At 60.0% G+C, this 22,774-nt stretch carries 18 protein-coding genes and 4 pseudogenes; 12 read left to right on the plus strand and 10 right to left on the minus strand.

Features of this window, described 5'->3' with window-relative positions; all coding sequences use genetic code 11:
• Positions 1 to 657: 657 nt before the first annotated feature.
• Complete coding sequence (locus tag E6N53_RS11775) at positions 658 to 1,188, plus strand: DUF7537 family lipoprotein (RefSeq protein WP_142859504.1); 531 nt, start codon at positions 658 to 660, stop codon at positions 1,186 to 1,188.
• 92 nt (positions 1,189 to 1,280) lie between these two features.
• Here E6N53_RS11775 and E6N53_RS11780 read toward each other — a convergent pair whose 3' ends face one another.
• The gene (locus tag E6N53_RS11780) at positions 1,281 to 2,954 is read right to left on the minus strand and encodes a DUF7096 domain-containing protein (RefSeq protein ID WP_142859506.1); all 1,674 of its coding nucleotides are present in this window, start codon (positions 2,952 to 2,954) and stop codon (positions 1,281 to 1,283) included.
• A gap of 40 nt (positions 2,955 to 2,994) precedes the next feature.
• Here E6N53_RS11780 and E6N53_RS11785 point away from each other — a divergent pair, with 40 nt between their 5' ends.
• The 3 genes and pseudogenes from E6N53_RS11785 to E6N53_RS11795 form a co-directional block, all read left to right on the plus strand.
• On the plus strand, positions 2,995 to 3,741 hold the full coding sequence (locus tag E6N53_RS11785; protein ID WP_142859508.1) for a hypothetical protein: 747 nt from the start codon (positions 2,995 to 2,997) through the stop codon (positions 3,739 to 3,741).
• 161 nt (positions 3,742 to 3,902) lie between these two features.
• Positions 3,903 to 5,018: a DUF7345 domain-containing protein gene (locus E6N53_RS11790; RefSeq protein ID WP_142859510.1), complete on the plus strand. Its 1,116-nt coding sequence runs from the start codon at positions 3,903 to 3,905 to the stop codon at positions 5,016 to 5,018.
• An 831-nt stretch (positions 5,019 to 5,849) separates the two neighbouring features.
• Positions 5,850 to 6,803, plus strand: a pseudogene (locus E6N53_RS11795) (ATP-binding protein); the annotation flags it as partial.
• Positions 6,804 to 7,628: 825 nt separating this feature from the next.
• Here E6N53_RS11795 and E6N53_RS11800 read toward each other — a convergent pair.
• The 3 genes from E6N53_RS11800 to E6N53_RS11810 all read right to left on the minus strand — a co-directional run bounded on the left by E6N53_RS11800 (position 7,629) and on the right by E6N53_RS11810 (position 9,968).
• Positions 7,629 to 8,099, minus strand: coding sequence for a PIN domain-containing protein (locus tag E6N53_RS11800; RefSeq protein WP_142859512.1), 471 nt, complete (start codon positions 8,097 to 8,099; stop codon positions 7,629 to 7,631).
• Positions 8,096 to 8,632 carry a DUF7437 domain-containing protein gene (locus E6N53_RS11805; RefSeq protein WP_142859515.1) on the minus strand — a complete coding sequence of 179 codons (537 nt, stop codon included), beginning with the start codon at positions 8,630 to 8,632 and terminating at the stop codon, positions 8,096 to 8,098. The genes E6N53_RS11800 and E6N53_RS11805 overlap by 4 nt, the downstream gene beginning before the upstream one ends.
• A 67-nt stretch (positions 8,633 to 8,699) precedes the next feature.
• Positions 8,700 to 9,968, minus strand: coding sequence for an RNA-guided endonuclease InsQ/TnpB family protein (locus E6N53_RS11810; RefSeq protein ID WP_142859664.1), 1,269 nt, complete (start codon positions 9,966 to 9,968; stop codon positions 8,700 to 8,702).
• 706 nt (positions 9,969 to 10,674) lie between these two features.
• Between E6N53_RS11810 and E6N53_RS11815 the strand changes: the two genes are divergently transcribed.
• Entirely contained in the window at positions 10,675 to 11,922 is a 1,248-nt protein-coding gene (locus E6N53_RS11815) for a hypothetical protein (RefSeq protein ID WP_201741129.1), read from the plus strand.
• Positions 11,923 to 12,378: 456 nt separating this feature from the next.
• Positions 12,379 to 13,452 carry a hypothetical protein gene (locus E6N53_RS11820; protein ID WP_142859517.1) on the plus strand — a complete coding sequence of 358 codons (1,074 nt, stop codon included), beginning with the start codon at positions 12,379 to 12,381 and terminating at the stop codon, positions 13,450 to 13,452.
• Between the two features lie 262 nt (positions 13,453 to 13,714).
• On the opposite strand, the gene E6N53_RS11825 is transcribed toward E6N53_RS11820, so the two are convergent.
• On the minus strand, positions 13,715 to 15,142 hold the full coding sequence (locus tag E6N53_RS11825) for an ATP-binding protein (protein ID WP_142859519.1): 1,428 nt from the start codon (positions 15,140 to 15,142) through the stop codon (positions 13,715 to 13,717).
• Between the two features lie 311 nt (positions 15,143 to 15,453).
• Between E6N53_RS11825 and E6N53_RS11830 the strand changes: the two are divergent.
• Positions 15,454 to 15,546, plus strand: a pseudogene (locus tag E6N53_RS11830) (cold-shock protein); the annotation flags it as partial.
• Between the two features lie 172 nt (positions 15,547 to 15,718).
• Here the strand turns inward: E6N53_RS11830 and E6N53_RS11835 are convergent.
• Both E6N53_RS11835 and E6N53_RS11840 read right to left on the minus strand, forming a co-directional pair.
• The gene (locus tag E6N53_RS11835; RefSeq protein ID WP_201741130.1) at positions 15,719 to 16,054 is read right to left on the minus strand and encodes a hypothetical protein; all 336 of its coding nucleotides are present in this window, start codon (positions 16,052 to 16,054) and stop codon (positions 15,719 to 15,721) included.
• A 117-nt stretch (positions 16,055 to 16,171) separates the two neighbouring features.
• On the minus strand, positions 16,172 to 16,828 hold the full coding sequence (locus E6N53_RS11840) for a hypothetical protein (protein ID WP_142859521.1): 657 nt from the start codon (positions 16,826 to 16,828) through the stop codon (positions 16,172 to 16,174).
• 45 nt (positions 16,829 to 16,873) lie between these two features.
• Here E6N53_RS11840 and E6N53_RS21555 point away from each other — a divergent pair.
• Positions 16,874 to 17,191: pseudogene (locus E6N53_RS21555) on the plus strand (hypothetical protein); the annotation flags it as partial.
• Between the two features lie 127 nt (positions 17,192 to 17,318).
• Here E6N53_RS21555 and E6N53_RS21740 read toward each other — a convergent pair.
• From E6N53_RS21740 to E6N53_RS21455, 3 genes and pseudogenes are all read right to left on the minus strand, one after another.
• A pseudogene (locus tag E6N53_RS21740) lies at positions 17,319 to 17,441 on the minus strand (DUF7342 family protein); the annotation flags it as partial.
• Positions 17,442 to 17,505: 64 nt separating this feature from the next.
• Positions 17,506 to 18,750 carry an RNA-guided endonuclease InsQ/TnpB family protein gene (locus tag E6N53_RS11850; RefSeq protein WP_142859523.1) on the minus strand — a complete coding sequence of 415 codons (1,245 nt, stop codon included), beginning with the start codon at positions 18,748 to 18,750 and terminating at the stop codon, positions 17,506 to 17,508.
• Between the two features lie 3 nt (positions 18,751 to 18,753).
• The gene (locus tag E6N53_RS21455; RefSeq protein WP_269090097.1) at positions 18,754 to 18,876 is read right to left on the minus strand and encodes a hypothetical protein; all 123 of its coding nucleotides are present in this window, start codon (positions 18,874 to 18,876) and stop codon (positions 18,754 to 18,756) included.
• A 238-nt stretch (positions 18,877 to 19,114) separates the two neighbouring features.
• Between E6N53_RS21455 and E6N53_RS11855 the strand changes: the two genes are divergently transcribed.
• The 4 genes from E6N53_RS11855 (at position 19,115) to E6N53_RS11870 (ending at position 22,765) form a co-directional block, all read left to right on the plus strand.
• Entirely contained in the window at positions 19,115 to 19,804 is a 690-nt protein-coding gene (locus E6N53_RS11855) for a nucleotidyltransferase domain-containing protein (protein ID WP_142859525.1), read from the plus strand.
• Positions 19,797 to 20,282, plus strand: a complete 486-nt coding sequence (locus tag E6N53_RS11860; protein ID WP_142859526.1) for a DUF8154 family protein — start codon at positions 19,797 to 19,799, stop codon at positions 20,280 to 20,282. The genes E6N53_RS11855 and E6N53_RS11860 overlap by 8 nt, the downstream gene beginning before the upstream one ends.
• Before the next feature lie 804 nt (positions 20,283 to 21,086).
• A complete protein-coding gene (locus tag E6N53_RS11865) occupies positions 21,087 to 22,376 on the plus strand; it encodes an RNA-guided endonuclease InsQ/TnpB family protein (RefSeq protein ID WP_142859528.1) in 1,290 nt (429 codons plus the stop codon).
• 23 nt (positions 22,377 to 22,399) lie between these two features.
• Positions 22,400 to 22,765: a hypothetical protein gene (locus E6N53_RS11870; RefSeq protein WP_142859530.1), complete on the plus strand. Its 366-nt coding sequence runs from the start codon at positions 22,400 to 22,402 to the stop codon at positions 22,763 to 22,765.
• The last annotated feature ends 9 nt before the right edge of the window (positions 22,766 to 22,774 follow it).

Here is a 22,774-nt window from a genome sequence, read left to right on the forward strand (position 1 = left end):
GTCACTGTCCACGACGGAGTCATCCACGCCAGTAATCCGGTGCGGGGGACGAACGAGCGTATCGTCGTTGCCCAGCGGTCGCTCATCGGGTGGACGGTCCCGTCTGATGAGGCTGAGATCGTCGTTGCACGACGAACAACACGTGCGACCCGGCGAGTAGCTCGGTCATGTTCGGCCACGTTCGTCGGCCTCGACACCCTCCGCGAGATGGTCAATTTCGCCGTGACTCGGGCGGATAGACACCGGCTGTTCGAGACGCACTTCGGCCGTTCACCGGACGAGGGACGGTCGAACGATGAGACACGATCCACGGCCTCTCGTCGCGGCCTCGTCGTCGTCGTCGTACTGGTACTCGCCGGTGTCGGTGTCATCGGGACGGTCGTGTCGCTGAACGAACCGCCTGCGGACCAGACCCAGCAGCGAGCGACACCACGAGACGCGGGCCAGGTTGTGACGCAGCTACCCGACCCACCGAGTCGTGGGGGTGACCTGTACCCACCGGGGATAGATGAGAACGGCGTATACGATGCCGCTCGTCTCAGTCGTAGTCATGCGCAACAACTGGAGAAGACGTCGTATCACTTCTTGCGAACCACGCGGATTGCGTCCGCTGGCCCACGAGCGGGAGACCAACGGGAGGGATATCGTCGAATCGTGGTGAACGACACGCTCCGATTCCGGACCGAGAGTGACGGAAATCTCCCACTGTCTGAGGGTGGGTTTGGGTCAGTACACGCGGAGGTGTTTGCTGACGGGACGAATGTGTATCGGCGTGTCCACGGAGAGGACGGGTCAGTGTATCTGACCGGACCGAGGCTGCGCGCAGACCGGTTTCAGAATCAAGGCGCGTGGTTCGTCTCCGTGTACCTCGCGACAGCGGAGAGTGCGGTCTCACAGTCGAGTCGAAGCGCGCAACGGACGTATCTCGTCACTGGACGCGGAACGCCCGAGCAGTTAGACGGGAACATCTCGAACTATACCGCAACCGCCGTCGTCGACTCCGATGGGTTGGTACGCTCGCTGAACGTGTCGTATGACCGCACCACGAATGGGACAACACAGCTCGTTAGCCTCGCGTTCGAATACCGTGATGTCGGAAACACCACTGTGACGGCTCCGTCGTGGTATCCGGAGGCTCGTACTGTGACGGGAGCGGCCAACGAGTCACCTGCGCTCTTGATATATTGAGCCACAGGGAGCGAATCGTACGGTTCTCGGGGAGGCTGTTTCCGTAGCGATAGAACCCATTGTGGAGGTGCGTGTTCGAGAGAAAAGACAGCTCAACTCTCGGACTCGATCTCGTCTTCCTCTTCGTCTGTTTCTTCTTCCTCTTCTTCTTCGTCTGTCTCTTCTTCCTCTTCCTCTTCCTCTTCCTCTTCCTCTTCCTCTTCCTCTTCCTCTTCATCGGTCGGCGTCTCGGGTTCCTCGTCGTCACCCTCGGACGTCGACGCGGGTTCGGATTCCGTCTCCTGTTCGTCCTCCTCGACGTCTTCGAACTCGAATTCGAGTTCGGCCTCGGCGTCGTCGGTTTCCGCCGTGAGTTCAGCCTCGTTAGTGGCGGGGAGCGTCACCGTCACACGGCCATCACTGTCGGTCGTTCCCACTGGCCGGCCGTTCAAGTAGACAGCCACGTTCTCGGCTGGTTCACCGTTCGCGAGGACCTGAACGGTGATCCTCTCGTTCGGGCCCGGCGTGCCCTCGGCGACGACCATCGTCAGCTCCCGGTCGCTGTCGTCCCGCTCGTCGTCGGCCTCCTCGCGGGGTTCGATCTCCTCTTCGAGTGAGAAGATGTCACCCGACGATCCATCCACGGCGACCTCGGCTTCGCCAGTCAGGTTCGCGGCGTTCCGGAGCACGAACGCGAACTCGTAGACACCACCGTCTTTGTCGACCTCCGAGCTGCTAAGAACCCACTGTCCGCCCACTGATGAGAGTGCGCCGCGTGCCGTCTCGAGGGCGGCTGACTGGCTCACGGTGACGGTGTCGGTATCGTCGCGTGGCCGCTCGAATTCGCGGGACCGCTCGCCGTCCTCGCTCTCCACCTCGATCGAAAGGCCGTTTTCCGTCTCGAGTTCGATCTCACCCGCCGATTCGCCAGTGAACTGTTTGAGGAGCGCGTTGGTGCCCGTACCGGTGACGCTACTCAAGTTCTCGACGGACCGGTCGAGCGCTGACTGGGTGACGCCGGCGGCCCTGAGCTCGGTCGCGGAGACGTCCGCGGCCCGCTGTCGGAGCTGCTCGTAGCTGTTGAGTAGATTGGTCGCGCGGGCGTTCAGAACCGCGAGACGCCGGGCGTACTCGGACCTGGTGAGGTCGCCTTCCTCGTACGCTTCGGTGGCCTCGTCGAGATCGTCGCGGATGGATTCTGCACGGTCACGGAGTGCATCGGCTCGTTCCGCTATCACGTCGGCCTTGGCTTCCTCGCTGGCGCCCTCGACAGAGAGCTCGAAGGCAGTGTTATCGACATCTGTCCGCACCTCGTCGCTCGAGACGTCGATGACCGTCGAGAGCTGCGGCCCGGCCCTGGCGTTCACGCGGGCGTCGGTCTGCGCGGCCTGGGTACCCGAATCAGTCTGGGCGGTCACCCTGGTCGACGTCCCTGTGAGGGCACTCGTCGATGGCTCGCCGGTGTTCGTCGAGAGTGCCATCGCCGGGACAGCCACCCCGATGACGACGAGCGTCGCGAACAGGACGGAGCCGAGAGCCGTCCGATCCATTATTGAGGGGAAGTACAGCCCACAGCGGTATAAACCGACGAGATACTCGGGGTGAGTTGCGGACGTTTGCAGCCGCTTTCGTCGTTCCCACTCGTTTGCAGGCTGCAACTCACCGCGAACGTCTTCTCGACTTATTGTCACAACGATCGAAGACACATCTGCAATGGATTTCACAAAGATCCTCGCAGCCGGTCTCGTGGTGCTACTCGCAGCTGGCGCCGTCACGGCCGCTGGCACGGGGAGCAGTGGTCAAGCCGCAACGAGCAACGCAGGCAGTGTGACGAACGCCGACGTAGACGCGACGTACGTGAACGGAACGGTGACCGTGACGCTCGTCGACGAAGCCAACGGCGAGAGCGAGGGTGAGGGTGTCGCGAACGCGACCGTCGACGTGAAGCGTGAGTATCAGGGCGACCACGACGCACGAGAGGACGACGACGGCGCGTACGAGCGCATCGGGATGACCGATGTGAACGGGACGATTGCGTTCGACCTCACGCCCGAAAACGAGTCGCGGAGCGTCACCGCCTTCGAGGTCCACCTCACGGACGGTGTGTTCAGTGCCGAACTCGAGTACCGCATCGAGGACGACTCGCTCGTGCTGATCGAAGAGGAGTACGAGTACGAGCGAGCGGAGGACCGCGAGGACCACGACGACACGACGCAGTACAGTGACGACGCGCGACTGAGCGTCAGCATGGCCGATGCGCGTGCCACTGCGGACGCTGCCCTCGAGGAACTACCACAGGGCAACTGGCGGCTCGTCGAAGCGGACGCACACGAGGAGGACAACTACTACGAATTCGAGTACGTCCTCGTCGACGCTGACCGCCCCGGTGAGGCCGAGATTCGCGTTCACGGCAGCAGTGGAGATGTGATCGAATACGAGCAGGACATCGACCGAGACGACAGAGACGACCGAGACGACAGAGACGACCGAGACGACAGAGACGACCGAGACGACAGAGACGACCGAGACGACAGAGACGACCGAGACGACAGAGACGACCGAGACGACGACTGATGCAGTCGCGCTTCCGATGGCCTGACCGACCGGATGCGTCGTCAGTCGCCGTGGGAGGCGCCCGTCCAGATCGCCGTGCCCGTCGGTCGAGTTACGGGCTGAGCCGGCGAACGATGTATTGAAAAAGTCATATGGATCCCGTCGGAATGTACCGTATCTGAATGGCCGTGTCATCAACCGTTGGGCTACGGACGGTCATCTCCGTTGCCGTCGTCAGCCTCTTACTCGGTTCGGCGCTGGCGCCAGTCGCAGCCGACACGGCCGTTGCCCAGCAGACACAGCCCGACGCTGACAACACAGTCACGCGAATCGAGCTATTCGAGAACGGGTCGGCACGCTGGACGATTCAGATCCGGACGCGACTCGACACCGACCAGCGTGTCACCGAGTACACCGCGTTCCAGTCTCGATTCAGAAACGACACGGCGCAGTATCTCGACCCGTTCCGCAGTCGAATGCACGGCGTGGTCGCGAACGCAGCGAATGCGACTGGCCGACAGATGCGGGCGACGAACGTTACTGCCTCGACCAGTATCCAGGAGGTTCCTCGACGATGGGGAATCGTCACCTACGATTTCATGTGGACGAACTTCGCGGCCCAGGAGAACGGCCACGTGATCGTTGGCGACATCTTCCAGGGAGGCTTTTTCATCGCGGCGAACGACACGCTTCAGATTGTTGGCCCCGACGGATACGAGATGACTCGCGTTGAGCCGACCCCGGACAGCCGAGAGACGAGCAGGGCGACGTGGAACGGTCGGGAGGACTTCGCGGATGCCCATCCACGCGTCGTATTCGTTCCGACGACTGGACAGACGGATGAAAACGACGCAGGCACGGCTTCAGACGTGTCGTCTACCGAAGGGGAATCCTCCCTGAAGGGGATGGGAGGACTGGCTATCATTGGATTCGTCGCGGTGGTCCTTCTCGGACTCGGCGGAGCAGTGGTGTACAGTCGGCGAAACAGTGACACCGACGAACCTGACGGACCGAGAGAACGAACCAGTGGCCGAACCGGAGAGCCCCTGTCGACTGGCAGAGCGGTCGATTCCGATGGGCACGGAACACAGGAGGCAGTCCTGACGGACGACGAGCGGGTCCTCGAACTCCTGGATGCGAACGGAGGCCGAATGCGACAAGCGGTGATTGCCGAGGAATTCGACTGGTCGGCCTCGAAAACATCACGTGTGGTCGGGCGACTGTCGGACGAGGGGTCGGTTGAGAAACTCCAGCTCGGTCGGGAGAACCTGGTCACGCTGCCCGATGAGAGCAGTTGAACGCCTTCTCGATACGACGGCTCTCGTCGGCTGACTGTACTCTCATAAAAAATCCCGCATCGCCATATCCCGATTCTCTATGACATCCCTCTCACGATGCCAGTGGTTCCTCCGAGCAACCACAGATACGCACCACTCGACGTTGGAGTAGGTCAAGAGGTGGTTAGATCAGACATACGTACTATGTATTTGCACAGAGGTGCACTCGCGGGTTCGTATCGACTCTGGTGGGCGAATCCAGAGACGGATTCCAAACACGGATCAAGGACGTAAGAACTCGTTATTGGCCCCCTCGTCGGCATTCAGGCCGTTACATCGCATCCAAAGGGAGTGCTTCTATCCGCAAAAAGACAGAGACTCGGAGCGAAACCGGTGGATCAGGGACAGGAGAACACATCGGCGACGGGGGTGCCCTCGAGACGAATATGCGCGAGAAAGGCCGTCAGACGAGGGGATTCAGGGTTTCACGAGGAAGAGAACGGCCGAACGACGAGCGCATAGAGAGGGGGTACAATCATCCAAACACGGTTGCAGTCATGCGGTTTTGCTGTCGGCACCGAGGCCGGAACCAGGCCGAATCCTCCCGCGCGGCTTGGTGGTCCTATGCACCGGTTACCTCGGTTGAGTCCTGCGATTTCGGGGGCAAGGGACCCCGATCTTGGATTTGACACGCGACCGCAAAAATATCATCCATCGAATACAACTACCCAAACCCATCTTCGATTCCTCTCTCAGGGGCCTTCTTGCGGCCGAAAACACCGTGTTTGGATTCGGAACGAAGCCACAACACACGGCCGTGTCCGTTCTCGGCTCCACTGCGACGCTCACACCGAGTTTGGAGACCCGAGTTATGAGAGCCCGCTGTACGGGCGTCGGACGGGACAGTGGCGGCTCGAACCGATGGTCCTCGGAGAGGTAGCTGGATTCTTCCCGGCAGCAGACGCGACCGAGTTGATCCGGCTGGATAGCGTCATCGGTGGCGTCCCTGCGTATCTCGAACAGTTCGACCCCGATATCGACGTGGCGACGAACATCGAGCGCCACATCCTCTCGAAAGGGTCGTTTCTCTACGAGGAGCCAGAGTTCCTCCTCAGACAAGAACTCCGAGAGCCAGCGACGTACATGGCGATTTTGGAGGCGATTGCAGGCGGTGCGACACGTGTGTCTGAAATCGCCAGTGAGATCGATCGGCCCGCAAGCAGTCTCTCTCGCTACTTGCAGAACCTCACCCGACTCGCACTCGTCGAACGGGAAACCCCGGTGACCGACCCCGACGCTCGAGGGGTCTATCGGCTGACCAATCAGTATCTTCGCTTCTGGTTTCGATACGTCCTGCCGAATCGGAGTTCCCTCGAACAGGGGCATACGACTCCCGTTCGAGATGCAATCGTCGACTCACTTCCCACACACGTCAGCTGGACGTTCGAAGACGTGTGCCGACAAGCGGTCAGAACCCCTGCATTTCCAGTTCCCTGTTCGCGGGTGGGTCGCTGGTGGGACGGTGAGGACGAGATCGACGTGGTTGGGGTCGATGCGGGAACGGAGACGCTCCTTCTCGGCGAGTGCAAGTGGACGGCAGCTCCCGTCTTTTCGGGGGTATTGTCGTCGCTCGAAGCGCTCGAATCGACGGTTCGGTGGCGGGGCGACGACCGAACCGTCGTGTACGCGCTGTTCGCGAAGCGTGGATTCGATGCCGACGTCGAGGAGGCCGCAGCCACTCGAGACGACGTGTGCTTGTTCACACCGCGTGACCTCATCGAGTTGTGGTCATCAACCCACGAGTGAACTCGTGAGGTTCCTCTTAGCATCTTTGTGACATCCGCCCTGTGCTGAACGACGGGGTGGCTGTCCTGCGCGTGTGGGCACGCAGGGCGACGGGCGCTCTCGAACGTGTCAGTCATACAGCGAGCTAGTTTAATTCGGGGATTCGCGCACTGGTCTCATGCCTCAGGAGGCATGCATCTACAACGTGTTCATCCCGACCGGGGTGTCCGCACAGGCGCAACCCCCACACGAAGCCCTGGGGAGAGTACGACATTACTGGAGGCAGTTGGCGAGGAGACGCCCTGGCCGACAGCGAGTGCGGCACAGACAAGCATCAACACGGGTGTAGCGGTGGTTCTCTGTCTCGGCAATTCTGAGCGGACTCCACTCATCTGGGCCACACCGGTATACACGAATATCAGCGCCGTCGAGCATCACAATTCGGGCTCGGACGAGCGGTTCGACTTCGCGGCGCTCTTTGCTGTGGTCGACGCACAGCCAGACCCGATCGAGACGCGCCGATGACGTGGCGGCGTGCTGGTCGCTGCTGCGAACACACAGACGTACACAGACACGCCGGACGCATTCAGGACCGATCTGGAAGCCGCCTGTGACTGGGCCACCTCACTGGCATCAATCCCCGAGAACGACGCCCGCGGTCTGCAGGTTCGTGCCGCGCTCAGCCGGCAGACGAAACTGGGGCAGCTCAATCTCGAGTATGAATTCCGCCCGCAGAACAAGCATGATGTATCATCCCCGCGTGTGTCCCTGCCGATCTGAAAAGGTGCCTCAGCGAAACTCGTCGGAGGTGAGCGTTTCGAGATACTCGACGCTGACGTATCGAAATTACAGACGTTCGCCGAAGCCGTACTGAGGAAGGAGCGTCTCGGCTGCCCGCCCCGCAGGTTTGTCGGTGGTCAAGAGAACGACTCGATTTGCCTCCCCATCATCAAGCACTTGGACCGCAAGGCCAACGAGCGCTGTATCCGCTTTCTCGATGATGTCTTCATCGCGATTCGTCTCGTTGGCGATGAAGCGGCGGGCGTCGTCCATCACCGACGAAACGAGCGGATGTGTATAGTTGAACTCATCGGCGACGGCGATCCAGCCTTCTTCGAACCCATCCGGATACGGAATGTCTCCCGAGGGGTACGCATCCGCTGCTGGGTCGCCCCCAAGTTCCTCGTAGACACGCTGTGGGATACGGAGTGAGACACCAGCTTTTCGAACGGCCCGGCAAAGTCGTTGGAATTTTTCATTGTTTGGACCGCCACATCGAACGAAGACACCAGTATCTGCGAGGTAGGCTGTCGTCATACAGCCGCGTGGGCGTACTCCGTGGCGACAGGTTCCAGTGCCTGGAGGATGATTTCAGCCTCGAGCGGCGAGAGGTCGAGTTCCCGTGCCGCAATCCGGTGATTGACCGTCCCGTCGACGAACTCTGCCGCGTACTCAAGAACGACAGCAAGACCGTCAAGACCATGTCGCTCGATGTAGATGTCGATGTCTTCGTCCTCATCCCGACGGGCGACGGCTGCGATGAGGGCCGGCGTAATCGTTCGGGTCTCCCCATCCGTCGAGAGCGTGAGTGCAATCGCCTCTGCGTCATATTCACATGGGCGTTTCTCACGGGTCTTCTCCACGAAACCGGTGGTCTCGAGTTTCTGGATGTAGTCGTAGGTGGTTCCCTGTGGAATGTCGAGCGCGTCGATAACCGCTGACACAGTGACCGGGCCGTGTTGCAGTATATGTGCATACAGCCGAGCGAGCGTTGGTGTGTCGAGGAGGTCTGCGACCGCCTGCAACTGCTGAATAGGTGGTCGGCCTGACTGCGGGGGCGAGTGAGCCATCTTAATTATGAGTTATACTTGACATCCTCCCCGCCCTAAAGGGCGAGGATTCCCGAGCGTTGGGATATTAAGGTTCGCAACCCACCTGTTCGCTCGGTGCGAAACGCCCCGAGGTTTGATTGAACAGGTAAGCTACTGGCCGTGCCAAACGACCGTTACTCATATCCTCCGTCGGAGGATTCTGAGTTATCTTTCTGCGAATATTCACCGCACCATTCACGTCCGCGTTCATCGCCGCACCGCACGACTCACAGACGTACAAACCACGCTCCACACGATTCGCATCACGCTTTCGACCACAACACGAACACGTCTTCGACGTGTCGCGCTCGCTCTTTCGGTCAACGAGGATACCATGTTCCTCGGCCTTGTATTCGAGCAACCGAGTGAAGCGGTCGAACTCCCAACCGTGGAGCTTCTTGTTCCCACGCTTCCCCCAATTCCGCGAGTCACCGTCCTCATCCTCACGAATCTTACTCAAGTCACCGATGGCGATGCGACCAACCTCGTGGTCGATGCACTGCTCAACGATGTGCTTGGCGAGGGCGTGCAGGAAGTGGTCTTTCCGACGCGAGAGTTTCTGTCGAGCGCGGAGCGCACGGCGCGACGGGCCGTTCTCGCCCTCCGTGTCGTACTCGTCGCGGGTGAAGTAGTGCTTGTCCTGTTTCAGCACGTTCCCCGGATACAACTCAGCGTCACCGTCGTCGTAGGCGATGGCGAGGTAGTTCTTGATGCCGAGGTCGATTCCAGCCGTCTTGTCACCGGGCGCGTCCTCGACAGGTATCTCGACCTTGCAGACGATGTGAAGCTCCCAACGGTCGCCGTTCCACACGGCTCGCACTTGCTGGATGTTCTCCACAGTCACGTCCGGTCGGGTTTCGTACTCACAGAGGATGAAGTCCGAGCGGTGGTTCTTCAGGTTGAAGCCTTTGCTCAGACGGAGTTGGTTGTGCTTGGAATCGTGCTTGATGCCGTTCTGCTTCCACGTCACGGTGGAGCGTGGATGGTTGTCGCCTCGCTTTCGGTAGCTGGGTGGATTCGCGTCTGTGTCACCGTTCTTGCGCTTTTTGAACCAACCGTTGAACGACTCAGCAAGCTCTTCAAGAACTCGCTGACTTGACTGAGAATGCAGGTCACTGTATCGTTCGTGGTCTTTTAATTCGCGCTTGAGGTCGGCTTCGGACGGAATCTCGCCAGTTTCATCCCATTCTTGTTGGGCGTGGTATCGGGCGACGTTCCACAGTTTCGAGGCTGAGTGTCCGCAGTCATCGAGGTCGTCACTCACCTGTGAGTGGTTGACGATTTTCGCTCGATAGGTGCGGGTTGTTTCCAGCATCGGACTGTGCTCATAAGTACTTATGAGAATTATTATATTAAAAGTAACGACCAAGGCGTGGAATATCCGGCCTGCAATCGAACGTGGTTAGTGGAGGAATTGTCGGCTGTATCCCCGCCCTGAAGGGCGGGGTTTTAGCCTTGCAACTTCCATATAAGGGCTCCGGCGACTCAAGATGTGGAGGTCAATTGCTCACAACCGAAGTCGTGGGGTGATCACACTGTTGACACTCGAGCTGGGCGTCAACCGCCGATTCGATTCGGTTCGGTTCGGTTCGTGACCCGCTGGGTATGGACCCACAGTGGATGTGTCTCTCGAACTGCGACGCGTGGGAACGCTTCGCCTCGGCGTCGCGGACACGGCGTGTCCACTGGTCGTGTGGGTACTCAGTACGACGGACGCTTCCAAACGCGTCACTCATGCAGTGAGGAGTGAGCGGACTCGACGAGCGCCGAGCCGAACCGGCGTTCGCCCTCAACGCCGAGGACGTGACGGGTGCGGTGTGGATATCGACAAAGACCGATTCTGTCACTTCTCGAGTTCATATACGATGCCGAGCTAACCTGGAATACCCACATGAAGACTGACACACCGAGTCAACCGTGTTCTCGGACGAACCGGTTGCTCCACGAGAGTACACCGCCCCCTTGCGGCGAGAAGTATTTGATCAGGGCTGTTGCACACTCGCACAATACGGAGTCCTCGAATGCCTGAGTTACAATCGCCGGATACGATCGCCCATCTCCTCGCGACGAGCGTCGGGTCGCCAGCTCGATTCTTCCTCGTCGACGAAACTGCGGCAATCCCGATCACGCCGTATCGCGACCGAACTGGTGTCAAGACGACCACGGTCCCTCTCTCGTCGTTCGACGCCGTGATCGAGCGGGCCGACGTCGACGATGGCGGACTCTCTCTCACCAGCTTCGGCGGGATTCACCTCCCTGAATCAGAGTGGCGCCGGATTGGTCTGAAAAAACACTGGCATGCTGACGACGTTGACCTCGAAGCGCCATTCACCGACCCCCGGCGACGGCTCGAACTCTGGGCGAGCCGCGAAGACAACCTGTGGGACGTGGATGACCCCGAGGAGCCGTCATATGACCACCTCGAAGACATCCCCGACGATTCCCCGCTTATCACCGAGTGGGAAGCACACTCGCCCAACGACGAACCACCACGGCCCTACGTCCCATTCGATAGGCCGACGCTCAGCGTGTACGCACTTCACGCTGAGGGGGCAGGCGATCCTCGCGGATTCGACCGAATCGAAGTCGGCGAGATCGCTCGCGTCGATATACTCGACGAGGGCGACCTCGATGAGTGGCCCGAAGACCCTGACATCGAGACACGAGAACTCGACGGTGAGCTCACCCCACCGCCGCGGTATCCCGACATCAACTACGACGACCTCGACGCACTCCCACAGACGAACGACGTTCTTCAGTCCATCTATACGATTAATCGCCATGCCAAGCAGTTCGGTGAGCAAGCGGCCAGCGCGTACCACGCCGATCAGGGCGCAGAGGCACGCGCCTACTCGCTCCGGAAGCGGGCACTCTACCGGACGAAAACGGTCGCGATTCACCGACTCGTCAAAGCCGACCCCACCGCCGTCCGAATCGTCCGACACGAACTCAACGGGGATACCGAAACCTACTGCCTGTCTCTCGCTCCGATTAATCGGGACGAAGACCGAGAGTATTCGTTTCACCAGCCGCTTGCCGCCGTCGCACCCGAACTGTTACACGACGTGACTGGGAGCGACGACCGCTCGACACTCCCGCTCGAAACAATCTCCTTCGATCCCACCAGCGAGACCGACTCCCTCGAACGCTCGCTGTCGGAGGCCATCAGCACGCTTCGACAGCACGATCTCGACCCGGACGACTACCTCGATGCGACCGTTGTCGAAGACTACGAATGGAGCTACGAAATTTCCACCACGTTCTCCTGATGAGCTTCCAACGCACAACCCGAATGTCAACGGCTACTTCTCGGACTCACTCGCATAGACGACATCAGTCTTCCAGCGGCGAGTGGTTCTGAGGTTCTTCGCGGAGCAGTCAGTTACCCACGACTGACGTCGGGGGCTTCCTCCGTGCATCTGTGTGACTACTGTGGTACTGACTGCGCCCTCGCTTCGCTCACTCTGACACGGGTCCGTCCCGGATACACACCACCGTCGCGAGTGTATAGGTCACAGAGGACAGTCGATGACGACCGCGCATCAAGCAGGCACCACCTCCAAAAATCGAGGACGAAGTCGAGAGTGATCGACGATTGCAGTGCTCCTGTGGGGTAGACTGTCCAGACGTACGCCGACGAGTTGACGCCCCGAATCTGTGTCCGACCCGTTCGCCGAAAGGCTCTCGATGACGGGATGTGTGCGTCACTGTACACCAAAGACTCGATGAAAGTCTATCCGAAAATCCCACGCTATGACCATCCCGTGGTGCCGTCGTCGTTCTTCGAACGAGACGACCTGACGCTTCTCGAAAAGTTCGACGGCAGTGCCTTCCGATTCACTCTCTACGACGAACGCGACACAGGAGCGTATCCGGAGCCGGTCGTCGACGCTGCGGACGGAGACGGCAGTCTCGTCTTCGGGACACGACAAACGATTCGAGGGTCGCACCGCGACTCGCTTGCGACGGTCGATGGTGCGTTGCATCGGGCTGTGCGCTGTCTGCGTGCGGGAATCGATCGGGACGCCCTTCGGGCTGCACACGACGAGTTCAATGGACCGCTCATCGTCTACGCAGAGAACCTCGTGTACTCGACGCTCGATTACGGCTACGGCGACACGCCGCTGCCTGTGCTTGTCGGATTCGACGTCCTCCCGTATGCTGAGATCGAGACGATGACGCCACCGGGGAATCCGTACGAGGAAACCTTCGAGGGGTTCCTCGGCAGAGAGGCTGCGTGGGACCTCTTCGAGCGGATTGCTCTCTCAGCCCCACCCGAGTTGTCGTTCGTCCCGGCGACGGTTCTCGAACACCCGTCCCGTGGGTTCGACCCCGACACGTACACGGTTCCACACTCCTCGCTCGCCGATGCCGTCCGCGCGGAGGGTGTCGTCATCCGGAGCGACGAGGCTGGCCGCCGGGTCAAGTGTGTCCGGGAGCGGTTCGAGGAGCTGAACCGTGAGCAGTTCGGAACACCCCCCTCGGCGGCGGAGTCAGGAGCGGAGTACGTTGTCGCGACGTACTGTACGGCCGCACGAATCCGGAAACAGGTTCGATCGATGGTCGTCGAAGAGGGCCGAGAATTCGGACTGCACCTCAACGATGACCTGTACCCACGCGTCGTCGAGGACATCTGGGCCGAGCACTGGCCGGAGCTGATGCAACTGGACGTCTCCTTCACACCTGCGGACGTGTATCCGCTGGTTGCAAAGCGCTGTATCACCGAACTCCGGACAATGCAGACGAACGCCGAACTCAACGACGCCGACCCCACAACCCTCTGGCGACATCTCGAGTAGATTATGTTCCTGAGTTTAACCAACAAACGGGACGTCTGTTGGTTAAGACGGCCAGAACCTATCTCGAACGCGCCGGGCGCTCGACTCGGGGGGCTTGCTGTGCGCTTCAGCTCGCTCGCCTCCAGTGCTTAGGTCGCCCGCCTTCATCGAACGACTCGCTCCGCTCGCCGTTCGAGCCATCCGCTCGCTTCGCTCGCGGAGACGCCGAACGCCCGGCCCCGTTCAGTCCCTCGCACGAATACGAGGTGGAACCCCCACGACGTCACTCGTGGGCCACTGACTGGTCGGCTCGTTCGAGAACAGCAACGACGTCGGACAACTCAACGAGGCGGAGGTCGTCACGTTCGTCTGCAGCCTCCTCGACCGAGCGTTTGAACCCAGAGCGGCTGAACAGAGCGAACTCATACGTCGGCTCACCACCTCCAGTGGGTGTCCAGTCGATATATTTCACGTCGTCTTCGAGACTCGAAAGCACGTCATAGCCGAGGGGTTCACTGGTGAATTTCGCTTCACCAGCAATCAGCGTTGACTCGGCAGTTGGTGCGACAGCATCTATCTCCCGACCCCTGTACCACCACTGGCTCGGTACCTGTGTGAGCTGGTAGTCTGCGTACAGTGCCGGCATTGCCTGGTGACAGAGCGATTCGAACGTTTCGCTGACGAAGTCCGGGAGCTCCGGTTCAATGAGATTCGCGTAGGCGTTCTCACCGTAGAGCTCGTACTGTCCCTCGCGGCCGTAGAGATACCGGAAGTAAAACCGGAATACGGGGTCCCGAATCCGGTACCGAGTCCGCTTGCTGCGCGCCGGGTCGGCGAGTGCTGGATGGTGCTTCTCGATGATTTGGAGCGTTTCCAGCCGGTCGAAGTAGTACGACGTGTTGGTGCTCTCAATGCCAGCTCCCTGGGCAATCTCGTTTCGACTGCGGTTCCCGCTGGCCATCGACTCGAGAACCGAGAAATACGTGTTCACCTCGGTGAGCTCCATCTGTAGGACGATTTCTGGTTCGTCGTGCAGTGGGCCATCCGGGTCGCACAGCAGGCGCGTGATGTTCTCTCCAAGGGTCCGTGATACGTCGAGGGGGCTAAGATATCGGGGCGTGCCGCCGAAGACGCCATAGACGAACACCCGTTCTTCGGGATCGTACGTCGGCACGAACTCTTGGATGGAGCGAAACGGCAGCGGGGTGAGTTCGAGACGGCCATTCGGTGTCTGAGACACGCGGCCGTAGAGTGGCGCACCGCCATCAAGAACGTGAGTGTGAATCATGCCGATTGCAGAGCCTGTGAGTACGAGCGTTGCCTGACTCTCGTCGACGGCTGTATCCCACAGGTGCTGAATGACCGACGGAAGCCCCTCGTTCGACTCGATGAGGTACGGAAATTCGTCGATAACGATGACAGCGTCTCTGTCGGTGAGGTACGTCAAGAGCGGCTCCCACTCTTCTTTGACGGCCGTGATATCTGGATAGGTTGTCGCTGCTGCCTCGACGAATCGCCTGCGCTGTGTCGTCGCTGTGCCTTGGACTGCCTGATAGTACACGGCACCGTCGCGATCAGCAATCGATTGGCGAACGAGTTCGCTCTTGCCGATCTGCCGACGGCCATAAATAATCGCGAGTTCGGCAGCGTCACTCTCATACAGAGTCTGCAACCGCTCGAGTTCATCGAGGCGGTTGACGAACTGGTCCATACGGCCAGTTGGTGTGAGACGCACATATGAGCTCCGAAATTATGAATTGGACTATAATAGTTTGAACTATAATACTTCGGCCAATAACGAGTCGGGTGAAATATTCGAACAGTCACCGGACATACTCGTCGATGGGCGCTTCCAGCCAGCCACGTTCGTGCTCCCAGAAGGACCAGGCGGAAGCCGACGGGTACTCGGTCGGCCGATGGACCTCGGTTACCGACTGCCCGCTGTCGATACGTCAGTGACTCACGAGTGAACTCGTGGGCTTCCGCCTTGCTTCTCTGTGACCAGAGTCAATGGGAGTGTCCGGCGGTCCCGACCTCGAAGAAGGATAGGACATCGACTTCGACATCCAGCAGGCTCCCAAGGGTCCCCGCGCGACGAACGTCATCTGCAACTAGCTCCGAGTTTCGACCGTCGTCTTCCGATGACGACCTGTCGACTCCGTTCTTTCGCACTGCGCACTGATACACCTGAGAGCCGGAGGTGTGAGTCACGAGGGGCGTCAAGCAGGGCGCTCACCGGGACTAACCACGGCGTCTCCGAACCATGGTCGAGGGCGGGAGCCGACGACTATGCGTCGGTCTCGCCGACCTCGCCACTCGCGGACTGGTCGGACAGCGCCGTCTCGAGCGTCCGCTCGACGACGTCGACTGCGCGCTCGATGCTCTCGTAGGAGTTCGTGCCGGCGCTCCGACACCCCTTGACGAAGTCGACGCGGACGGCCGCGTCGCCGAGAACGTCGGGCCGGACCTGTACCTTCCCTGCAGTACAGACGCCCTCCTCGCTCGGGAGTCGGTACTCGACGAGGCCGCTGGTCTCGACCGTCCGCGTCCACGCCGCCGGCGGGTCGGCCGGCAGGGCGGCGGCGAGTCGCTCCGGGTCGGCTGCGGAATCGTTCAACGACACTGCCGTTGTCTACGGCGACGACAGACAAGCGTCTTGTGACGGGTGCGAGAGCACTTCCGAGTGGGCCTGACCGCGAGTCCGACGACAGCCGTCGCGGGTCGTGGTTGTCGACGGCTCTCAGATTCCGTACGGATTGTATTCGGGGCGGCTGTCGGTCCCCAGTTCGCAGTCGTAGCGTCCCCTGAGTCGCTCAGCAGTCGACGTCCCCGCGTCGGTGAAGAGGTAGACGACACCGTACGGCACCGAGTGCGACGACGCCTCGGGCGGGTCGGGGTCGACGAACACGGCCTCGACGGCGGGCCTCCCGAGTTCCGGAACGGACGCGAACTCCGACTCGAGCGGCACCAGTCCGCTCAGGACGCTCGGGACGAACGCCTCACTCGGAAGCGGCGACCGTGGCTGGACGACACAGACACCGACCGGCGTTCCGTCCTCCTCGAGGACCGTGTAGCTCGGTTCCGTCTGGCCGGGCGTCCACGAGTCGCGGGCAGTCGCGGGCGGTTCCGCGTCCACGGCGAAGGACGTCCGCACCCGGCCGACTCGCTCGACCGCCTCGAACCGCCACGGGTCCGTCTCGTCGCCCGCGTCGCCGACGAGCGTCGCCTCCACGAGATCGCCCGTTCGGAGGTCGTCGACAGTGGCTTCGAGCGCGTCGTCGGCGTACCCAGACTGGTAGACCGAGTAGAGGACGGGTGACTCGGTGGACTGCACGTTGATGTGTGGGACCGACTCGATGACGCGGTAGACGCGGAACTGCCCCGACCGTTCGTCCATGTCTTCGAGTGGTGTCACGACGCCGTATAGCTGCTGGCAGGCGGCTATGAGCGCGACGGCACACCCGATTCACGATCGACGTTCGGTCTTGACGACGGCGAAACCGATGGCATCGTTCTCGCGAACGCGCTTGACGTCGACGGGTTTCTGACCGATGAGTTCGGCGGGACGAATTTTGCGCTCATTCATGCAGTCCTACAGGGCCCGCGGATCATCCCGACACCACGGCTCATCGTCGAGTACGCTCGGAACAGGCATATGAGCCACGAGGAAGCTGGAACGCTGACCACGACGATCAGTCCGCGTCGGAGCTGGGAGAACAGCCCCTACGTCACACAATTGTTCCAACGCCTTGACGCGTAACCGGTCTCCAAGTGAGGACTCCGAACACCCAGCCTGCCTCGTCAATCGGTCGTGAACGTCGCGGAGGAGGGTGCGCTGTGTATAGCGGTCGCGACCGGCAAAAAAATCATACTGTGAGAGCGGAGGATTAGCTCGTGGCGCGGTCAGCCACGTCGGTCATCTGTTCGCGGGTGGCTTCCACATCCGAGTAGAGTTCCAGTGCGTGCTTGATGAGTCGGCGATCCGCCTCGTTCTCACGCCAGAACGCGATTTTATGACACACAACCGACTCAATCGAGATGGAAACAGTCCGACCCAAGGTGAACTACCCTCCTCTACTCGCTCACGGCTGACGCCGTTCGCTCCTTGAGGGTAGGGCTTCCTGCTTCCACGACGCGCTTTGCAGACACAGGTGTATCCACAGGGAGCGCAGTCTCCACAGGCGTTGATTCGGAGTATCCCACTCCTACGTCTTCGAGGCCCCGAGAAAGAATGTTCCACGCCGCGTTCGCGTCCCTGTCCGCCTCAAACCCGCAGGCGGGACAGGCATGTTCACGGACCCACAACGGCTTGTCGGTCGAGACACCGCACGACGCGCACTCCTTGGTCGTCCCTCTCGGGTTGACCGCCACGAAGTGCGTCCCCTCTCGCTCGCACTTGTATTCGAGCAACGAGAGGAACGTCCGCCACGCGGCAGACGCCGTGTTGCGGCTGTTCGACGGCGACTCTATCATCCCCTTCACGTTCAAGTCTTCGACAGCCACGAGGTCGTACTCCCGAGCGTAGTAGTTCGAGAGCTTGTGCAAGAAGTCGCGGCGCTTCCGTCGGAGGTCCGCATGACACTCCGCGACTCGACGCCGTTGATTCTCGTAGTTGTTCGACCCGTGTTGCTTCCGCGAGAGTTTCCGTTGCTCGCGCTCCAAGCGTTCGCGCTCGTCGCAGAGGTCGAGCGACCCGACCGCCGTGCCGTCGGTGTCGTGGGCGTACTTGAGAATTCCTACGTCGATACCGACGCACTTCTCGGGGTTCTCAGGCGGTGCAGGCGGTTCACGGTCCATTTCGACGCCGAACGTGGCGAACCACTCGCCCGTTGGTTCCTTCTTGACCGTGACCTGCTTGAGTGTCGCGTCGTCAGGGATGGGTCGGTGGAGCCGTATTGGTATCTCCGCGAGTTTCGAGAGTGACAAGATAGTCTGACCGCCCTTCTTGTCGAGCTTGAAGCCAGACTGACTGTACGTGAAACTGCGGAACTCCCGTGGCGGCTTCCAGTTGAGTTGACCGACGCCGTAGCCGTTCTGCTTGAGTCCTCCGAGTGATTTGACGTTCTGCTCGATTCTCATGACCGCTGTTTGCAGAACCGTCGAGTACACGTCTGAGAGGCCATCCCACCAGTCTTTCAGGGACGGTATTTCGTCTCGGATGGACCGAACGCGCTGATTGAGCGTGCCTGTATCCTCGGGGATTTGGTTGAAGCGGTAGAGCGCGTGATTGTACAGTTGCCTACAAATGTCTCGGTGACGGTCCAACTCCTCGCGGTGAGAGTCGGACGGCTTGAGACGGTACTTGTAGGCGTAATACATTCGTTACTCTCGTTCCTCGATTAGTTCATCCAGTTTCTCTTGGACGAACGACGAGAGGTCGAGGTAGTTGTCCTCGACCCACTCGGCTTGGTCGTCACGGATAGAGATGTTCTTGCGCGTTGCCATACCACACAATACACAAATACAGTTACGATTGCGTGGGCCTGTGGGCCTGCCACCGAATCGTGTATGAAAACTGTGCGGCGTTGACGAGACGCGGAGCGTCTCGTTCGCACACGAGAGCGAAGCTCTCGTGAACGCTGTATCCGCTCCCTACTCACTCCCTTCGGTCGTTCGTTGAGGAAGGGGGCTTAGCGCCTACTTTCAGCTAACACTTTTATAACTCGTAGCATACAATGAGATAGTGTCCGACGAAACGAAACAACATATAAATATTTGCCTCCCCGTCACTCCTGGCGACGACGCGAAGATATTCAGACTCCACGCGGCCGACGACGTGCTTCGACTGCTCGTCGACGCCCACCAGTCGGAGTTCACGCTGAAAGAACTGTCTGAGATGACCGACCGTAGCAGGTCGACAGTCTGGCGAGCCGTCGAGTTCCTCGACGAACTCGGCGTCATACAGGTGCGAAAGACGACACAGCGAAAGTACGTCTCTATCGACCCTGCACGATTACAGAAAGACGACCCGATACTCGGTCTCGAACAGACCGAGTACCACGCCCCGGTTCGTGCGTTCGTAGAGAGCGTCGAGACCGCGGTCGAGAAGTCGGAGACAGTCGATCAGTTACTCGGGGTTCTCGTATTCGGGAGCGTCGCTCGCGGCGAGGCTGACCGGAAGAGCGACATCGATGTGTTCGTCCTCGTCGACGGCAACCGAACGACTGCTCGCCGACTCATCTCGAACGTGGCCAGTGAACTCGGGGACAAACGATTCGACGGAGATCGGTACACGTTCGAGCCGTTCGTCGAGACAGAAGCAAGTGCTCTGCGAGCGAGCGAAACGCTCCGTGGAATCGTCCAGGAAGGGGTCACCGTCTACGGCACCGACGAGTTCCAGCGACTCCGAACGGAGGTGATAAGCGATGAGTAGTACTCGAATCGAGACGTTAGTCGACGAGGTACAGGCTGCCTTCGACAATCGTCCCGACGAGGTCGAAGCTGGTCTGGAGACGAACGAAGCGGACATCCTTCAACTCCGAAAATCCTGTCGACTACTCGCAGGCGCAGAGACGCTGTTGACGCAGGGATTCTACACGTTGGTCATCGAGGCGTCGTTTGTCGCCATCGAGCGTGTCGTCGAGTTCAAACTCCTCGAAGGCGGTGTCGAACCGCGGGAGCTTCCTGGAACACACCCTGGCGTATATACAGAAGCGACGAGACGTGGAATCCTCTCGGAACACGTCGCCGACAACCTCCAAGATCTGTGGCGGAACTACCGCGCCAAGACGTATTATCAGGACGGACTCGCCGCGGGAGAGCGTGCAGAGAGGATGTACGACCTGGCGGCGGAGACCCACGAGTACGTCCTTAATCAGTCGACGAAAAAGCACGAGTGCATCTGCAACTGATGTCTTCCACGAGTGCAAATGACGCTGCTGAGCGAATCAGCAGTTTGCTCGAGTTCGCCCGGGACGTTTCAGTTTCTCGCGAGTCAACTCCTCACGAGTCATAACGACTGCAAGGCGGAAACCCGCGACTTTAGGTTCGGGAGGAAGCCGACAACCCGTTACGTGAACGAGCCGATATCATGAGGTTATTAACCAACGCTGGTCGAATTCTGTTGGTTAATACTGTTCCGACGGGTACTCCACCGCATCCGGCGTGACTCCGTGCGGTCCGTGGTGCACTCGGTCGTCTTTGGGGTGTGGACGCGCTGGGCGTCGACACAGTTCGTGAGTGAACGCGAGTTCAGTGTGGGCGTCGCTGAGTGTCGACACCGTTCGCCCAGTTGGTGGTGCGACGTCTCGGTGAGGGTTTATATGCGAAGACGAAGCCAGCGTGTCCCAGCAGATGATGACTGCACAGACGAATTCGGTCACATTAGGGCTCGAGACACGCAGCGGGCGTTCCACCCAGCTGTCGAACACGCTCACGGCGGTTCGGCGTAGATGGATGACGCGCCTCAACATTCAGGGGGAGACGCGGCGGCCGCAGCGACGATGGGTCGAGCAGATACTCAATCGACACTCCCACGGCCAGATGTTCGTGAGTCGCGGTCAGTCTCACTTAGCTGAAAGAGAGGGCGCTAAGCCCCCTTCCTCAAGGAGCGACCGCAGGGAGCGAGTAGGGAAGGGATACAGCGCCCGCACGAGGAACAAACACGATAATCAGTACCCTTAACATATCTCAGACTGCACGAGTTGACACGTCGCATGAACTACAGCCCACGCTTCCGGTTGTTCCCGACGACGGAGCAACGCAGAGCGATGGACTGGCAACGAAACACCGTGCGACAACTCTACAACCACGCACTCAAGGAATTCAATCAAATACCCGAAGACGAAGGTACGCTCCGCCAGCGCGTCTGGATGGTCCGAGACACGCTTCCAGCGATGAAAGATTGGTGGCCAGACCTCACACAGGTCTACTCAACCATCCTCCAGAAAGCCGTCGAACGCATCCGAGATAACATCCAGAACCTCGGGAAACTCAAAGCCAAGGGCTACGACGTTGGGTCGTTGAACTGGAAGCCTCCACGAGATTTCAGGAGTTTCACGTATCGACAATCGGGCTTCGAACTCGACAAAAAGAGTGGCCCGAACGGTCGAGGACTCCTCATACTCAAGAAACTCAAGGGAGAAACTCGGGAGATTCCAATCCGTCTCCATCGAGACCTTCCCGACCACGACTCCATCAAAGAAGTCACGCTCAAGAAAGACCCTACTGGTGCGTGGCACGTCTCGTTCTGCATCGAGACTGGGACGCCGGAGAAACCTGCCGTCGAAAGCATCGACACAGATGATACTGTGGGGATTGACCTTGGTGTTCTCAACTTCATCCACGACTCAGACGGGCGTTCCGTTGGGAGAGTTGACTTGGATGACGACCGGAAACGACTCGAACGCGAGCAACGCTCGCTCTCCCACAAAGAATACGAGTCGAACAACTGGGAAGAACAGCGACGACGAGTCGCGAAGGTTCACGCGCGAATGTCGAACAAGAAGCACGACTACAAGCACAAACTTGCGCACTTCTACACCGCGGAGTATGACGCCGTGTTCGTTGAGAACCTCAACGTCAAGGGAATGCTCGAATCTGGGGATACTGCGCGGAACAAGGTGGATGTCGGTTGGCGAGGGTTCATCACGATTCTCGAACACCACGGTGAGAAGAACGGCTGTCACGTCGTGCAGGTTGACCCGCGTGGAACGACCAAGGAATGCGCGTCGTGTGGGGTCTCAACAGATAAGCCGTTGTGGGTTCGTGAACACTCATGCCCGACGTGTGGGTTTGAAATAGACAGGGATTGGAATGCGGCGTTGAACGTCCTCAATAAGGGACTCTCGAAACTAGGAGTGGTTCACTCCGAAGCAACGCCTGTGGAGACTGCGACCGCTGTGTCCACTGACGGGGGCGATTATTCGTCCATCGTCGTGGATGCAAGTCGCGTCACAGAAGCAGGAAGCCCCGCCCTCAAGGAAGCCGCGTCAGCGGCTGAGTAGGGCGGGGTAGTTCACTGAGTGAGGTGCCTCCAACCCAGGCGTGGGCGGTCGACGCGGTCGTCGAGGTGCTGGGCGAGCGTGAAGGACTGTCGCTCGAGGTGTGTCTCGAACTCAGGCGGGTCGGCGAGTTCCTTCTGGAAATAGCGGACGAGGCGTGTATCGGACCGGGAACGACGCGGGTGACGGTCGCGGCTGCGGCGGTGTACGCGGCTGACCGGCTGACGGAGGGAAAGGTGGTGACCCAACAGGCGGTGACGGACGCGGCGAGGACGATTGTGCCGATGTCGAAACCCGTGGTCGCGGGGTACTCTCGTGAAGTGTACGATGCCTACGAGCGGAGATACGGGACGCGTGCGGTCGAGACGGTGCTGACGGGTCGGCTGGCCTGAGCAGGCCGG

The sequence above is a fragment of the Salinigranum halophilum genome (assembly GCF_007004735.1).
Classification (GTDB): Archaea; Halobacteriota; Halobacteria; order Halobacteriales; family Haloferacaceae; genus Salinigranum; species Salinigranum halophilum.

Excerpts from the sequence above, each read along its gene's own strand:
- E6N53_RS11790 (WP_142859510.1), top strand. The coding sequence starts at position 3,903 with ATGGCCGTGTCATCAACCGTTGGGCTACGGACGGTCATCTCCGTTGCC.
- E6N53_RS11800 (WP_142859512.1), bottom strand. The coding sequence starts at position 8,099 with ATGACGACAGCCTACCTCGCAGATACTGGTGTCTTCGTTCGATGTGGC.
- E6N53_RS11805 (WP_142859515.1), bottom strand. The coding sequence starts at position 8,632 with ATGGCTCACTCGCCCCCGCAGTCAGGCCGACCACCTATTCAGCAGTTG.
- E6N53_RS11810 (WP_142859664.1), bottom strand. The coding sequence starts at position 9,968 with ATGCTGGAAACAACCCGCACCTATCGAGCGAAAATCGTCAACCACTCA.
- E6N53_RS11815 (WP_201741129.1), top strand. The coding sequence starts at position 10,675 with ATGCCTGAGTTACAATCGCCGGATACGATCGCCCATCTCCTCGCGACG.
- E6N53_RS11820 (WP_142859517.1), top strand. The coding sequence starts at position 12,379 with ATGAAAGTCTATCCGAAAATCCCACGCTATGACCATCCCGTGGTGCCG.
- E6N53_RS11825 (WP_142859519.1), bottom strand. The coding sequence starts at position 15,142 with ATGGACCAGTTCGTCAACCGCCTCGATGAACTCGAGCGGTTGCAGACT.
- E6N53_RS11840 (WP_142859521.1), bottom strand. The coding sequence starts at position 16,828 with ATGGACGAACGGTCGGGGCAGTTCCGCGTCTACCGCGTCATCGAGTCG.
- E6N53_RS11850 (WP_142859523.1), bottom strand. The coding sequence starts at position 18,750 with ATGTATTACGCCTACAAGTACCGTCTCAAGCCGTCCGACTCTCACCGC.
- E6N53_RS21455 (WP_269090097.1), bottom strand. The coding sequence starts at position 18,876 with ATGGCAACGCGCAAGAACATCTCTATCCGTGACGACCAAGCCGAGTGG.
- E6N53_RS11860 (WP_142859526.1), top strand. The coding sequence starts at position 19,797 with ATGAGTAGTACTCGAATCGAGACGTTAGTCGACGAGGTACAGGCTGCC.
- E6N53_RS11865 (WP_142859528.1), top strand. The coding sequence starts at position 21,087 with ATGAACTACAGCCCACGCTTCCGGTTGTTCCCGACGACGGAGCAACGC.